This window comes from Pseudomonas sp. IzPS59 (assembly GCF_014863505.1).
Classification (GTDB): Bacteria; Pseudomonadota; Gammaproteobacteria; order Pseudomonadales; family Pseudomonadaceae; genus Aquipseudomonas; species Aquipseudomonas kribbensis.
Genome location: NZ_CP062251.1, coordinates 3,926,681 through 3,940,879, shown reverse-complemented (window position 1 = coordinate 3,940,879; position 14,199 = coordinate 3,926,681). Strand labels below are relative to the sequence as shown.

The 14,199-nt window shown below is 60.0% G+C and carries 17 protein-coding genes and 1 pseudogene; 11 read left to right on the top strand and 7 right to left on the bottom strand.

Features of this window, described 5'->3' with window-relative positions; all coding sequences use genetic code 11:
* Positions 1-14: 14 nt before the first annotated feature.
* Complete coding sequence (locus IF189_RS17640) at positions 15-344, bottom strand: DUF6388 family protein (RefSeq protein WP_085712368.1); 330 nt, start codon at positions 342-344, stop codon at positions 15-17.
* Positions 345-477: 133 nt separating this feature from the next.
* On the opposite strand from IF189_RS17640, the gene IF189_RS17635 reads away from it, so the two are divergent.
* Positions 478-828, top strand: a complete 351-nt coding sequence (locus IF189_RS17635; protein ID WP_085712367.1) for a hypothetical protein — start codon at positions 478-480, stop codon at positions 826-828.
* Positions 829-892: 64 nt separating this feature from the next.
* Here IF189_RS17635 and IF189_RS17630 read toward each other — a convergent pair whose 3' ends face one another.
* Positions 893-1,318 (bottom strand): GNAT family N-acetyltransferase, encoded by a 426-nt coding sequence (locus IF189_RS17630; RefSeq protein ID WP_085712366.1) that lies wholly within the window; start codon positions 1,316-1,318, stop codon positions 893-895.
* A gap of 137 nt (positions 1,319-1,455) precedes the next feature.
* Here IF189_RS17630 and IF189_RS17625 point away from each other — a divergent pair, with 137 nt between their 5' ends.
* From IF189_RS17625 to IF189_RS17610, 4 genes and pseudogenes are all read left to right on the top strand, one after another.
* On the top strand, positions 1,456-1,893 hold the full coding sequence (locus tag IF189_RS17625; protein ID WP_085712365.1) for a hemerythrin domain-containing protein: 438 nt from the start codon (positions 1,456-1,458) through the stop codon (positions 1,891-1,893).
* 223 nt (positions 1,894-2,116) lie between these two features.
* A complete protein-coding gene (locus IF189_RS17620; RefSeq protein ID WP_192552005.1) occupies positions 2,117-2,752 on the top strand; it encodes a lytic polysaccharide monooxygenase auxiliary activity family 9 protein in 636 nt (211 codons plus the stop codon).
* A 39-nt stretch (positions 2,753-2,791) separates the two neighbouring features.
* Positions 2,792-3,793, top strand: a pseudogene (locus IF189_RS17615) (chitinase); the annotation flags it as partial.
* A 147-nt stretch (positions 3,794-3,940) separates the two neighbouring features.
* Positions 3,941-4,531: an NUDIX domain-containing protein gene (locus tag IF189_RS17610; RefSeq protein ID WP_192552003.1), complete on the top strand. Its 591-nt coding sequence runs from the start codon at positions 3,941-3,943 to the stop codon at positions 4,529-4,531.
* Here the strand turns inward: IF189_RS17610 and IF189_RS17605 are convergent.
* Positions 4,528-5,043: a methylated-DNA--[protein]-cysteine S-methyltransferase gene (locus tag IF189_RS17605; protein WP_134826244.1), complete on the bottom strand. Its 516-nt coding sequence runs from the start codon at positions 5,041-5,043 to the stop codon at positions 4,528-4,530. The two genes, IF189_RS17610 and IF189_RS17605, sit on opposite strands and share 4 nt — an antisense overlap.
* A gap of 135 nt (positions 5,044-5,178) precedes the next feature.
* Here IF189_RS17605 and ggt point away from each other — a divergent pair, with 135 nt between their 5' ends.
* The 3 genes from ggt to IF189_RS17590 all read left to right on the top strand — a co-directional run bounded on the left by ggt (position 5,179) and on the right by IF189_RS17590 (position 8,612).
* Entirely contained in the window at positions 5,179-6,906 is a 1,728-nt protein-coding gene (gene ggt, locus IF189_RS17600; protein WP_085711597.1) for a gamma-glutamyltransferase, read from the top strand.
* A 66-nt stretch (positions 6,907-6,972) separates the two neighbouring features.
* Complete coding sequence (locus tag IF189_RS17595; protein ID WP_134826245.1) at positions 6,973-7,506, top strand: cysteine hydrolase family protein; 534 nt, start codon at positions 6,973-6,975, stop codon at positions 7,504-7,506.
* Between the two features lie 86 nt (positions 7,507-7,592).
* The gene (locus tag IF189_RS17590; RefSeq protein ID WP_192552002.1) at positions 7,593-8,612 is read left to right on the top strand and encodes a lysozyme inhibitor LprI family protein; all 1,020 of its coding nucleotides are present in this window, start codon (positions 7,593-7,595) and stop codon (positions 8,610-8,612) included.
* A 9-nt stretch (positions 8,613-8,621) separates the two neighbouring features.
* Here IF189_RS17590 and IF189_RS17585 read toward each other — a convergent pair whose 3' ends face one another.
* Positions 8,622-9,263 (bottom strand): TetR/AcrR family transcriptional regulator, encoded by a 642-nt coding sequence (locus tag IF189_RS17585; RefSeq protein ID WP_085711594.1) that lies wholly within the window; start codon positions 9,261-9,263, stop codon positions 8,622-8,624.
* Between the two features lie 124 nt (positions 9,264-9,387).
* Here IF189_RS17585 and IF189_RS17580 point away from each other — a divergent pair, with 124 nt between their 5' ends.
* A complete protein-coding gene (locus IF189_RS17580) occupies positions 9,388-9,846 on the top strand; it encodes a GNAT family N-acetyltransferase (protein ID WP_134826248.1) in 459 nt (152 codons plus the stop codon).
* A gap of 5 nt (positions 9,847-9,851) precedes the next feature.
* Here IF189_RS17580 and IF189_RS17575 read toward each other — a convergent pair whose 3' ends face one another.
* A complete protein-coding gene (locus IF189_RS17575) occupies positions 9,852-10,151 on the bottom strand; it encodes a hypothetical protein (protein ID WP_192552001.1) in 300 nt (99 codons plus the stop codon).
* A 159-nt stretch (positions 10,152-10,310) separates the two neighbouring features.
* Here IF189_RS17575 and IF189_RS17570 point away from each other — a divergent pair, with 159 nt between their 5' ends.
* Positions 10,311-11,756 (top strand): SulP family inorganic anion transporter, encoded by a 1,446-nt coding sequence (locus tag IF189_RS17570; RefSeq protein ID WP_192552000.1) that lies wholly within the window; start codon positions 10,311-10,313, stop codon positions 11,754-11,756.
* Between the two features lie 19 nt (positions 11,757-11,775).
* Here the strand turns inward: IF189_RS17570 and IF189_RS17565 are convergent, their stop codons facing one another.
* Positions 11,776-12,294 (bottom strand): carboxymuconolactone decarboxylase family protein, encoded by a 519-nt coding sequence (locus IF189_RS17565; RefSeq protein ID WP_192551999.1) that lies wholly within the window; start codon positions 12,292-12,294, stop codon positions 11,776-11,778.
* Positions 12,295-12,427: 133 nt separating this feature from the next.
* Between IF189_RS17565 and IF189_RS17560 the strand changes: the two genes are divergently transcribed.
* On the top strand, positions 12,428-13,249 hold the full coding sequence (locus IF189_RS17560; protein WP_134826252.1) for a cupin domain-containing protein: 822 nt from the start codon (positions 12,428-12,430) through the stop codon (positions 13,247-13,249).
* Positions 13,250-13,252: 3 nt separating this feature from the next.
* Here the strand turns inward: IF189_RS17560 and IF189_RS17555 are convergent, their stop codons facing one another.
* On the bottom strand, positions 13,253-14,146 hold the full coding sequence (locus IF189_RS17555; protein ID WP_192551998.1) for a DMT family transporter: 894 nt from the start codon (positions 14,144-14,146) through the stop codon (positions 13,253-13,255).
* Positions 14,147-14,199: the final 53 nt, after the last annotated feature.

Sequence of the window (14,199 nt, the reverse complement as noted above, 5' to 3'; positions counted from 1 at the left end):
TCCTTGCGTAGAGGTCAGGGTTCTATGCCATAAAGGTCGCAATATTCCAACCAGTCCATCCCGGCCATCTCCGCGACTTCGCGGTGCACTTCCAGGCGTTGCGCCTGATATTCCTCGGGAGTGGCTGCAGTCAGTTGCAGCGTCAGTTCCCAGGCGAACAAGCCCTGGCTTTCGGCCTCGGCTTCAAAGGCCTCGTGCAGACGCTCCTCGCGGTACTGTGCCGGGGTTTCGCCCTTGGCCTGGGCCAGTAACGGATTGAGATGGTCGAGGGTTTCGCGCAGCTCGGGGCGTGCGTCGAGAAACAGTTTCAGAGCATGTTCATGTCGCTGGTCGGTAGGCGCCATGGGGGTTCCTTGTGGGCTGATGACCTTAATGTGCCGCAGCTGTCGGCGGGTGTCGCGCGCTAAATGCAGTAAAGCAGAACGATTTTGCGCGTTGCGGTGATACAGTCCGCTTTTTTCCGAATGAGCGAATGCAATGCGAATGCTGATGGTGGCACTGGCGGCAACCCTGCTGGCCGGTTGCGCGGGTTCGGTGATGGAAGACGCCCGCACTCAAACTCCTTACAAGGTCCTGAATTCGGACAAGCCTGAAAAAGTCGTGGCCGAATGTGTGCAATTCGCCTGGCAGGACGAAGCAGTGTTCGGCGTGGATGCGGCGGCCTATCTGCAACCGGGCAAGAAGGGCGGCTCGACGGTCTACACCCGTTCGGCGGAGTCGTTCGTCGACTTGACCACGGATGCGTCCGGCACGGTGCTGAACTACTACGCGCAGAAGGACGACTTTGTCGCCAAGCGCCGGTTGGCAGCGTTGGCGACCTGTCTGTAACGAGCGGTTGAGTGCGCTGAAGTGTCTGACCCTCGCCAGTTAGCTGGCGAGGGGGACGCTGAACTCAATCAATCAAGCGCTTCTGGAAAAAATGCCGCTTGTGCCCCAGCGGATAATCCTTGATCTCGCCACACTCGACATAGCCAAGCTTCTTGTAGAACCCGGGCGCCTGAAACTCAAAGGTGTCGAGCCAGATTCCCACGCAGTCTTTTTCTCGCGCAAATTCCTCAACCATCTGCATCAGTTTCGAGCCGATACCCTGGCCCCGGCCTTCTTCCGGCACCGCCAGCAACTCGATGAACAGCCACCGATAGAACGTGTGCCCATAAAGGCCGCCGAGGATCGCGTCGTTATCGTCGCGCACCAGCAGCGCGACCGGCTCGTACAGCGAAGGCCCGGCCTTGGCGATGTTATAGGCACGCAGGGGCGCCAGGATGGCTGCGCGCTGTTCTTCGGTGGGGTCCTGTGACAGCTCGATCCGCAACGTCATGTTGTCTTCCTTGTAGTAATGAGTTCACAGCCTATCGTGTGGCAGTCGATTGAAGCAATCGCCCGGAACCGTTGCTCCCGCGCCGGGGTCTAGCCCTTGAAGGCGTTCATTCCGAATGCGTCTGCCGAGGAGATTCCATGAATATTTTCGAAGCCCTTCGTGAGAGCCACGACCGCCAGCGCGGCTATGCCAAGACCTTGATCAAGACCAGCGGCGACACCCCGGAACGCGTCGAAGCCTACAAGCAACTCAAGGCCGAGCTGCAAGCCCACGAGACCGCCGAAGAGCGCCACTTCTACATCCCGTTGATGGAGTTCGACAACGGGGTCGATCTCAGTCGCCACGCCATCGCCGAACACCATGAAATGGACGAAATGATGGAGGAGCTCGACGAGACCGAAATGTCCAGTCCAGCCTGGCTGGCCACGGCGAAAAAGCTCTCGGACAAAGTCCATCACCACTTGAAGGAAGAGGAGCAGAAGTTCTTCCAGATGGCCGGCAAGCTGCTCGACGACAAACAGAAAGAACAGCTCGCCGGGCAGTATGAAAAGGAGTTCAAGGCGCAACTTCCCTGAGTGCTTGAATGCAGGTTTTTGTAATGACGCCGTGTAGGCTTTTTGCCATGCGTCGGGTGAGCGTCGTCGCAATGCACTGTATTTATATCCAGTATTTTCGGTGTTTTACGGATGTCACTGCGGCAGGCTGCGACAAAACCGCCGATGGACAAAAAATCCCCCTCCGTTAGCTTGAAGGCCTCTCCCCGGAAAGGAGAGTTCTTAAATCAATGGAGTGAAAAACATGAATCAACCACAAGCTCAAACCCAACTGCGACACGGTCGCGTCATTTCCCCTGCAAGCCGCGGTGCGGTGGCCATCGAACAAGGATTGCTCGGTGGCTGGCAGGTCAACGAGATGGAAGGCGGCAAGAACTTCCCGGCACTGGTGGCCGGCCCGTTCCCGGCGCCTTTCGAGTCGGACAACCCGAGTGTCGTGCCACCGGCCGACGGGCACCTTCTCAGCGGCGGCAAGGACGACGCCCGTGACTGTGTGAACTTCACCGACGAGGAAATGAGCAAGAAGCTCGGTCGCCCGTTCACCTGGCCGCTGCTCAACGTCACCCCTGGCCAGACCCTCGAAGTGAAATGGGAATACACCGCGCCGCACACCACTCGCGGTTACCGCTGGCTGATCACCAAGGATGGCTGGGACCCGAAACAACGCATCACCCGTGCGCAACTGGAAACAAAACCGTTCGCCGAGGACTTCTATCCGCAAGTGCCGTACTACAGTCATTCGGCGGAGCTGAAGGCCAAGGTCAATCACGCAGTGAAACTTCCGGCCAACAAGCAAGGTCGTCACGTGATCGTCCTGATGTGGATCGTCGCCAACACCGGCAACGCCTTCTATCAGGCTTTCGATGTGGACTTCAAATAAGTCCGCAACACCTACCTACACGTTCTGAAGGATTAGAACATGTCAAATATCGACTTCACGTTAATGCAAAACCAGGCGAGCGACGCGGCTTCGCTGATGCCGAGCATCGCCGGCAAGAAGATCCTCATGGGCTTCTGGCACAACTGGCCCGCGGGCCCGAGCGATGGCTACCAGCGCGGTCAGTTCGCCAACATCGCTCTGGAAAACGTGCCCAAGGACTACAACGTGGTTGCGGTCGCGTTCATGAAGGGCAGCGGGATTCCGACCTTCAAGCCGTTCAACGTTTCCGATGCCGAGTTCCGCCGTCAGGTCGGCGTACTCAACAGTCAGGGCCGGGCGGTGCTGATATCCCTCGGCGGCGCTGATGCCCACATCGAGTTGCGTGCCGGTCAGGAGCAACCGCTGGCCAACGAAATCATCCGTCTGGTGGAAACCTACGGCTTCGACGGGCTGGACATCGATCTTGAACAGAGCGCGATTGATTTCGCTGCCAACAAGACCGTGCTGCCGGCCGCCCTGAAACTGGTCAAGGATCACTACGCAGGCCAGGGCAAGCATTTCATCATCAGCATGGCGCCGGAGTTTCCATACCTGACCACCTCCGGCAAATACGTCGGCTACCTGCAGGCACTGGAAGGCTACTACGACTTCATCGCGCCGCAGTTCTACAACCAGGGTGGTGACGGTGTCTGGGTCCCCGAAGCCAATAACGGCAACGGGGCGTGGATCGCGCAGAACAACGATGCGATGAAAGAGGACTTCCTCTATTACCTGACCGAAAGTCTGGTGACCGGCACGCGCGGGTTCACGAAGATCCCAGCGGACAAGTTCGTCATCGGCCTGCCAGCCAACGTTGACGCCGCTGCCACCGGTTACGTGATCGACAAAAATGCGGTCGGCAACGCGATGAAACGTCTGGCGGTCAAAGGGCATCCGATCAAGGGCCTGATGACCTGGTCGGTGAACTGGGACAACGGCACCAGCAAGGATCGTGTGCCGTACAACTGGGAGTTCAGCCGGCGTTACGGGCCGCTGATCAACGGCGTGGCGGCAGCCGCGCATGTGCCAGATGTCGCAATGGCCGACATGGTCCGTCAGCGGTAAACGAATGAAAAAGCCCGGTAGCGCTGCCGGGCTTTTTTTCGCCTAACATGGGGCTTTTCCGGTCAAGACAAAGGATGAAGCGTCATGCCCAACACCGCCGAGCGGATCAACATCATCGACACTCAGGTGTTATCCCACGACTGGTATCTGCTGAAGAAAATCACATTCGACTACCTGCGCAACAACGGTGAATGGCAACGCCAGACCCGCGAAGTCTACGACCGCGGCAATGGTGCGGCGATTCTGTTGTTCAACCGTGAGAAGCGTACGGTGGTGCTGACTCGCCAGTTCCGCTTGCCGGTGTTCGTCAACGGTCATGACGGTCTGCTGATCGAGGTGGCTGCCGGGTTGCTGGAAGGCGCGGCGCCGGAGCAGCGCATCCGCGACGAGGCTGAAGAAGAAACCGGTTACCGCGTGCACGATGTGAGGAAGGTGTTCGAGGCGTACATGAGTCCGGGCTCGGTGACCGAGAAGCTGCACTTCTTCGTTGCCGAATACGATGCGGCGTCAAAGGTCAGCGACGGTGGTGGCCTGGAGGAGGAAACCGAGGAACTGGAGGTCCTGGAGTGGCGCTTCGACGATGCAATGGCCGCGTTTCATCGTGGCGAGATCTGCGATGCCAAGACCATCATGTTGTTGCAATACGCGGCGATGAATAACTTCTTCGGCGCTTAAAACAGCTCACCGGTTTTGCCGATGTCTGACCACTGGCCACCTTCCAGTGTCAGCAAGCATTCCTTGGCTTCAAGGCCGCCGGCAAACCCGGTCAGTTTTCCCGAAGCACCAATCACCCGGTGACAGGGCGCGATGATCGAAATCGGGTTTCTGCCGTTCGCCGCACCGACGGCACGCACTGCGCTGGGGTGACCGATTTGCTGGGCAATCTGGCTGTAGGTACGGGTTTCGCCGAATGGAATGGTCAGCAACGCGGCCCAGACCTTTTTCTGGAACTCGGTGCCGACAAAGTCCAGCTCCAGATCGAACGCACTTCGCGTTCCGGCAAAATATTCTTCCAGTTGTCGCGCGGTTTTCAGCAACACCGGGTTGTCCGGTGCTTCGTTCATTGGTCCGAGGCGCACCCGGTTCGGTTTGTCGTTTTCCCAGAGGATGGCGGCCAGTCGTGAATCGTTCGCGACCAGCTTCAACTCACCGACGGGCGAGGGCAGGGTGATGAACGTGTAGGCCATGGGAAAAACTCCGGGTCGGGTCGGCAACAGCGTCCAGCATACTGCCCGATCGGGGAGGCGCAAACCGCAATCGCGACCATACTGGCTGATGCTCTTGAAGCGCTTTCCTACCTTATAAAAAGAAGAGACCGACTCATGAAGTACGAACCTTTTGCCAAATCGCTGATTGCGACCTCATTGGCGCTCAGCTGCCTCATGGCCCACGCCGCCTCGGTTGCCCCAGTTGCCGCCGAAAACGGCATGGTGGTCACCGCCCAGCACCTGGCCACCCACGTGGGTGTCGATGTCTTGAAAAGTGGCGGTAACGCGGTGGATGCGGCGGTCGCCGTGGGCTACGCACTGGCGGTGGTTTACCCGGCGGCGGGCAACCTCGGTGGTGGTGGTTTCATGACCATTCAACTGGCGGACGGACGCAAGACCTTCCTCGACTTCCGGGAAAAAGCCCCGCTGGCCGCGACGGCCAATATGTACCTCGACAAGGATGGCAACGTCATTCCTGACCTGAGTACCCGTGGCCACCTCGCGGTGGGCGTTCCGGGCACGGTCTCCGGCATGGAGCTGGCACTGACCAAGTACGGCACCAAGCCGCGCAAGGACATGATCGCGCCGGCCATCAAACTGGCGGAAGAAGGCTTCGAGCTGGAGCAGGGTGACGTCGATCTGCTGGACTACGCCACCGACGTGTTCAAGAAGGACATGAAAGATTCCGGCTCGATCTTCCTCCATAACGGCGAGCCGATGCAGGTCGGGCAGAAACTGGTGCAGAAGGATCTGGGCAAGACCCTGCGTACCATTTCCGAGAAAGGCGCCGATGGTTTCTATAAAGGCTGGGTAGCCGACGCCATCGTTACCTCCAGCCAGGCCAACAAGGGCATCATCACCCAGGCCGACCTCGACAAGTACAAGACCCGCGAACTGGCCCCGGTGGAGTGCGACTATCGCGGTTACCACGTGGTGTCGGCGCCGCCGCCAAGCTCCGGCGGGGTGGTGATCTGCCAGATCATGAACATCCTCGAAGGTTATCCGATGAAGGATCTGGGCTTCCATTCGGCCCAGGGCATGCACTACCAGATCGAGGCAATGCGCCACGCTTATGTGGATCGCAACAGCTATCTGGGTGACCCGGATTTCGTGAAAAACCCGATCGAGCACCTGCTGGACAAGAACTACGCCACCAAATTGCGCAATGCGATCCAGCCACAGAAGGCCGGTGTGTCGGCTGAGCTGAAACCTGGCGTTGCGCCTCACGAAGGCAGCAACACCACGCACTACTCGATCGTCGACAAATGGGGCAACGCGGTCTCGGTCACCTACACCCTCAACGACTGGTTCGGCGCGGGTGTGATGGCGAGCAAGACCGGGGTGATCCTCAACGATGAAATGGACGACTTCACCTCGAAAGTGGGCGTGCCGAACATGTACGGTCTGGTGCAGGGTGAAGCCAATGCCATCGCTCCCGGCAAGGCGCCGCTGTCGTCGATGAGCCCGACCATCGTCACCAAGGATGGCAAGGTGGTGATGGTGGTGGGCACGCCGGGTGGCAGTCGCATCATCACGGCGACTCTGTTGACCATGCTCAACGTCATCGACTACGGCATGGGCCTGCAGGAAGCGGTTGATGCGCCGCGCTTCCACCAGCAGTGGATGCCGGAGCAGACCAACCTCGAAGACTACGCCGCCAGCCCCGACACGAAGAAGATTCTCGAGAGCTGGGGTCACAAGTTTGCCGGCCCGCAGGACGCCAACCACATCGCCGCGATTCTGGTCGGCGCGCCGTCGCTGGGGGGTAAACCGGTGGGCAAGAATCGCTTCTACGGCGCCAACGATCCACGGCGCAACACCGGGTTGTCTTTGGGTTACTGAGAAGGGTAAAAAGGGGGCGGGCACACGTCCGCCCCTGTCTCAAGGACCGATCAAGGAAGGCTCACCATGACCACCGCATTGCTGATCATCGATGTCCAGCGCGCCCTGTGCACAGGCGAATACGAGTGCCACGACATCAAACGGGTGATCGACACCATCAACGGCCTCAGCGCCCGGGCGCGCAAGGCTGGCGTCACAGTCGTGCTGATCCAGCATAACGAGAAGGACAGCCCGCTCACCTACGGCGCCGAGGGCTGGCAACTGGCCGATGGCCTGAATACCGCAGCGAGTGACCTGCACGTCGACAAGACCGCCAACGACTCGTTCTACCAGACCAACCTGCCAAAGCTGATCCCCCGGGAAGACTTCGATCGCCTGGTGATCTGCGGCTTGCAGACCGATTACTGCGTCAACGCCACCGTACGCCAGGCCCATCAACTGGGCTATGACGTGGAACTGGCAGCCGACGCGCATTCCACCGTCGACAACGGCAACATGAGCGCCGAAGACATCATCACCGAACACAACAAGGACTGGGCGCACCTGACCGGTTCCGTGGCGCGGATTGATGTGAAACCGGCGGCCGGGATCGCGTTCTGACTCTCTTGAAGTAATCGGTGAAATTTCCAGAGCATCGATAACCCGGGCGCGGCATACTGCCGCCGCCTCAGGAATGGAATCTGTCGATGCTCGCTTTCAATCTCCGTCACGCCTTGCTGCTGACGTCCCTCGTTTTTGCTGCCAACTCCCACGCTGCCAGTTTCGACTGCGCCGGCGCTTCCAGTCCGGTTGAAAAAGCCATTTGTGCGGATCCGTATACCTCGAGTCTTGATGAGAAACTCGGGAAGCTCTGGACGACAACGCTGGCGCAGGTTGCTGATCCGAAAGCGCTCAAGGCTGATCAAAGAGCATGGTTGAAGAACCGCAGCCTTTGTGGCGCTGAACCGGCGTGCTTGCGTCGTGAATATCTGATGCGCCTGACTGAGCTGCAATATGCGGCCAGAGCGTTCAACTGGGATTCCACATGGCATTTGATTCCTCACGGGGTGAACTCGGGATCTGAAGTGATCATCAAGCGTCAGGACGCCACACACATCCGCTTTGAGGTTTCGGCACAGGAGGGCGCCAACTCTGGTGATCTGGAAGGCATTGCTGTGTTGAGCGGTGGTGAGGCTCGTTTCGAAGAGGGTAGTTGCACGCTTGTTTTTCGAGCGATCAATGGTGTTCTGGACGTCACGCAGAATGGCGATGACGTTGATTGCGGCGGCGGTATGGGTGTCTTTTACTCAGGTCGTTATGTGGCGTCTGATAAACCACTTTCGATGAATTACAACTTGCTCAGCGTTGGACTTGCTCGTACGCAGCAAGAGGATCAGGCGTTGCATAAATTGCTCAAGGGTGATTATCAGAAGCTGGTGGACCGTACGAGTACCATGACCGTCGGCGACCCGGCGGTTGATGTGCCTGATGCCGAGGTCATCGAGATGTGGGTGCGCGGACTGGGCAATATGAACGCGGCCATTCTGATGCGTGCGGCCAGTAACCGTTTCTGGGTGCTGATGCTGGTGCCTGAGAAAGGGGGACACACTCGAGCCCGTTATTACACCAACGTACCGGAATGGAAAAAGCGCCTGCCTGCTCAGTTCCAGGCATGGTACGAGCGGATGGAAGGTGACCGCGCGTTACCTCTGGACATCATGCCCTGACTCCGCCGCTCAAGTCGCAAACATCAACCTGCGAACATCACTCACCGGCTCGGACACCACACCGCCCAGCACCAGCCGCGTAATGGTATCCGCCGCCCTTTCATAGTCCTCATCCTGCGGCACTTCACGCCCGGTGATGCGCCCCATCTGCCAGCCGATATTGGTGTAGGTGCGCGTCGCCGACCAGATGAACAACATCAGATGCTCGGGATCCACCGGCGCCAGCAAGCCGCGCTCGATCCAGCTGCGCAGGCACTCGACATTGCGCCGGGCTTCGGCGTGCAGCAGGTCGCGACATTCGTCGGGCAACTGGCGACCGCCCAGCAGCAGCTCACCACTGAACACCTTGGCAATCGCCGGATGCTCGCGGGCGATGCGGATGCGCGCCGCGACGTAGGCACGCAGGCCGATCAGCGGGTCGTCACTTTCGCGCAGCACCGCCGAGGCCTCCAGTAGCGGTTCGACGAAGCCGAGCAGCACTTTGCCGTAGAGGTTTTCCTTGCTCTGGAAGTAGTAATAGAGATTGGCCTTGGGCACACCGGCGCGGGCGGCGATGTCGCGGGTCTGGGTCGCGTCAAAGCCGTTGGCGGCAAACTCTTCGCTGGCGGCCTTGAGGATCAGTTGCTGGTTGCGTTCGCGGATGCTGCTCATGGAAGGCGTTGAAAGTCTGGCGGTTTTGGGTTCGAAATATACAAAACTATATAGCGATTAAGCCAGCGAACTCGATGGACAGCGCTATGCTGCTGCAATCATTTGACGGGATCGGGGAGGGGATATGAGTCTTCAGGCAATACGCGCCAGCGCGGAACATCTGGATGCCGTGGCCGCACTGTTCGACGGTTATCGCGGCTTCTATGGCCAGCCATCGAAGCTTGAGCAATCGCGGGCCTTCATCGCCGAACGCATGGCGGGCAATGAATCAGCGATTTTTCTGGTTCAGGATCAATGCGGCGAAGCGCTGGGGTTCGTCCAGTTGTACCCGACGTTTTCTTCGATAGACGCCCACCGCACCTGGTTGCTCAGCGACCTGTTCACCACACCGGCCGCTCGAGGCCGTGGCGTCGGGCGATTGCTGATGAACACCGCCCGCGACTTCGCCGTGGAAACCGGTGCCAAGGGCCTGGTGCTGGAAACCGCGACCGACAATTTCACGGCTCAGGGCTTGTACGAATCCCTTGGCTGGGTGCGTGACACAGGCTATTACACCTACAACCTGGACCTGCGACAGGGCTGATTCGGTCAGTCGGCCCGGGCCAGCAATCGTTCGATCTGCGCCAGTTCCCAAGTGCTGAGCAGGCTGACCGGGTCGGTGCCGAAACGTTGAGTGGTGTCGAGTGTCCATACGCGACCTTCCGGGCACCGGCATTGCAGGCAGTGGTGCAGGCGTTGGCTGTCAAAGTCGAGCGACAGGTGCCAGCCGTCGATCTCGACCGACATCTGGCCGGCCCCGGATTTCTGTGCAATACGCCGTAATGCGCAAACGCCCAATGCCGCATCGCGCAGGCGCTGGCAGACTTCGCGGGCGGATAGAGAGGACATGTGCAAACCCGAAGATCAACGAAGCGCGCAAGCATAAAGCGCCGGGCCGTCCCTGTCAGCGACCGCTGGCCCGTGCCCGGGCAATTGCGTAACATCCGCAACCCTCTTTTTCCCGTGAATACAGCGGCCGCCAGTCGCGGCCGCGCTGTCAGGTAAGCCATGAAACCGATTCGTCTGCGCGCCGATGTCCTGGCCGGACTCACCACCTCGTTCGCCCTGTTGCCCGAATGCATTGCGTTCGCGCTGGTGGCTCACCTCAATCCGCTGATGGGCCTGTATGGCGCCTTCATCATTTGCACGCTGACCGCGCTGTTCGGCGGCCGGCCGGGCATGGTGTCCGGGGCGGCCGGTTCGATGGCGGTGGTGATCGTCGCGCTGGTGGTGCAGCACGGCGTGCAGTACCTGCTGGCGACGGTGTTGCTCGGCGGTTTGATCATTATGGCCTTCGGGCTGTTGCGCCTGGGCAAACTGGTGCGCATGGTGCCGCACCCGGTGATGCTCGGGTTCGTCAATGGTCTGGCGATCATCATTGCGCTGGCGCAACTGGAACATTTCAAGAGCGGCGAGCAGTGGCTCAGCGGCACGCCGTTGTACCTGATGGCCGGGCTGGTGTTGTTGACGATGGCCATCGTCTACATCCTGCCGCGTCTGACCCGCGCTGTTCCGCCGGCACTGGTGGCGATTCTCGGCGTCGGGGCGCTGGTCTATCTGCTGGGCCTGCCGACCCGTACCCTCGGCGACATGGCGCACATTGCCGGCGGTCTGCCGACATTCGCGCTGCCGGACATCCCGTACAACCTCGAAACCCTGCGCATCATCGCGCCCTACGCGATTCTGATGGCGCTGGTCGGTCTGCTGGAAACCCTGCTGACCCTCAACCTCACCGACGAAATCACCGAAACCCGTGGCTACCCGGATCGCGAATGCGTGGCATTGGGTGCGGCGAACGTGGTCTCCGGCGCGTTTGGCGGCATGGGTGGGTGCGCGATGATCGGCCAGACCGTGATCAACCTCAGTTCTGGCGGACGCGGGCGATTGTCCGGCGTGGTGGCGGGCGTGCTGATTCTGCTGTTCATTCTGTTTCTGTCGCCGCTGATCGAGCGGATTCCGCTGGCGGCGCTGGTGGGGGTGATGTTCGTGGTGTCGCAGCAGACGTTTGCCTGGGCCTCGTTGCGGGTGCTGAACAAAGTGCCGCTCAACGATGTGCTGGTGATCATCGCGGTGACCACCATCACAGTGTTCACCGATCTGGCTACGGCGGTGCTGTGCGGGATCATCATCGCGGCGCTGAATTTTGCCTGGCAGCAGGCACGCGAGTTGTACGCCGATGAACATCTGGAAGCCGACGGCAGCAAACTCTATCGACTGCACGGCACGCTGTTTTTCGCCTCGACCACGCCGTTCCTCAATCAGTTCGACCCGGCCAACGATCCTCAGCGGGTAACCCTGGACTGCCGGCACCTGAGCTTTGTCGACTACTCGGCCATCGCCGCGCTGAAAACCCTGCGCGAACGCTACGCCAAGGCCGGCAAGCAGTTGCAGGTGTTTCACCTGTCCGAGCGCTGCAAGAAACTGCTGAAACGCGCCGGGGTCGATCACGACTGAGATCGACCCCGGTCACGGATCAGACATCGATTGCCGGGAAATCGATGTCGGTCAGTGCAGTGTTGTTGAGGTAGTTGGTCAGGGTCTGCACGGCGACGATGGCGATCACTTCGATGATCTTCTTGTCGTCGATACCGGCAGCGCGGGCGGCGGCGATCTGCTCATCGCTCAGATGACCACGGGTTTCCGTCAGTTGATGGGCGAGGGTGGCAAAAGCATTCAGCCTGCCGTGACGCGCCTCGATGATTTCTTCTGCTGCCAGCCCGGCCTTGCCGGCAAACAAGGTGTGCGCCGAGAGGCAGTAATCGCAGCCGTTGACCTGCGACGTGGCGAGGTACACCGCCTCTTTTTCCTTGGCGCTCAGGGACGTCTTGCCCAGCGTGGCGGAGGCTTGCACGTAGGCATCCAGTGCAGCGGGGGCAACCGCCAGGGTCTTGAACAGGTTGGGCAGGAAGCCGATTTTTTTCTGCACGCCTTCCAGGGTCGGGCGGGTGGCTTCGGTGGCGTTTTCAAGGGTGATCGGGGCAATGCGGCTCATGGTGATTCTCCGAAAGTCCGGTGCGAAGTGCGCCGGGGATGGAGGTCATGTTATTGAGCGAGGCTGGTGCCTTGGGTGCAAATCGTCGAGGATATGCGACAGATCGTCCAAACCTGTCGTCGAGGATTCGTCCATGGATCGCTTGTCCACGTTGCTCAGCCACTTCGGCGTGAATGCCGGCACCTTCCACAGCGGTACTTTCTGCGGCATCAGCGCCTATGGTGGCGATCAGTTGTGTGGCCATGTGCATCTGCTGCAGGCCGGGCAAGTGCTGCTCAAACCGGGGAATGACCCCGAACTCACGCTCAGCGAACCGACGCTGATTTTCTTCCCCCGACCGTTTGCTCACCGACTGTTCGCCGACGAGGCCATGAACACGCAACTAGTGTGCGCCTCGCTGACCTTCGATGGCGGTGCGGGCAATGCACTGGCGGCGGCGCTGCCGGATTATCTGGTGCTGAAACTCGCTGACCTTCCGGAAATGACCAGCACTCTGGATTGGCTGTTCAAGGAAGCATTCGATGGTCATTGTGGGCGCGAAGCGGTGATGGATCGGCTGTTCGAACTGTTGGTGATTCTTCTGTTGCGGCATCTGATCAGCAGTCGCGACCAGCAACCGGGGATGATGGCGGGGTTGGCCGACCCGAAGATTGCCCGCGCATTGAGCCTGATGCATGACCAACCGGCCAAGGCCTGGAGCGTCGCTGAACTGGCCGCGACCGCACATTTGTCCCGCGCCGGTTTCGCCGAGCATTTCCGGCGAGTGGTGGGGCAGACGCCGGTGGATTATCTGGTGAGCTGGCGCATCAGCCTCGCGCAGAAACGTCTGCGCGAAGGGCGGCCGATTGCCCTGATCGCCGAAGAAGTCGGCTATGAAAGTCCTTCGGCGCTGGCCCGGGCGTTTCGGCGCAAGACCGGGCTCAGTCCACGGGAGTGGAAAGCGGGAACGAGCTGAAGCTTATCTGGCGAATTTCTTCGCCCCTGCCACGCACAAAATCACGCCCAACGTGACCACCAGCATGCCGACGCTGACGTGTTCATGCAGCAACGTAGCCGCCAGCGCCAGACCGAAAAACGGCTGCAGCAACTGCAACTGCCCGACCGCCGCAATCCCGCCCTGGGCCAGGCCGCGATACCAGAACACAAAACCGATCAGCATGCTGAACAGCGAAACGTAAGCCAGGCATACCCAAGCCGACACGCTGATGCCGCTGAACGAGGCGGGCGCCCGCCATACGCTCAACACGGCCATCGCCGGCAGCGACAACACCAGCGCCCAGCAGATCACCTGCCATCCACCCAAGGTGCGCGACAATTTTGCACCTTCGGCATAACCGAGACCGCAGGCGAGAATCGCCGCCAGCATCAACAGATCTCCGGTGGGCGAAGCGGTCAGTCCCTGGGAAACCGCAAAGCCAACCACCAGCGAACTGCCCAGCACCGAAAAGACCCAGAACACCGGGCGCGGCCGTTCACCGCCGCGCAGCACGCCGAAAATCGCCGTCGCCAACGGCAGCAATCCTACAAACACAATGGAATGCGCCGACGTCACATATTGCAGCGCGAGGGCGGTCAATAGCGGGAATCCCACGACTACGCCCAGCGCGACGATCAACAACGAAAACCACTGATCCCGCGCCGGACGTCGTTCACGAAACAGCCACAACAGGCACAACGCCAACACCCCGGCGATGGTGGCGCGGATGACGGTGAGAAACACCGGGTCGAATTCCAGCACCGCCAGCCGCGTGGCCGGCAGCGAGCCGCTGAAAATCACGACACCGATGAAACCGTTGATCCAGCCACTGGTTATTTCCAGGGCCGGTGCGGGCAGATTCGTGGTTCGTTCCATGTCGGTCATGCTCAAAAGTGGGGTTGCTTGTGGCTCATCCTAGGGTTGAGAAT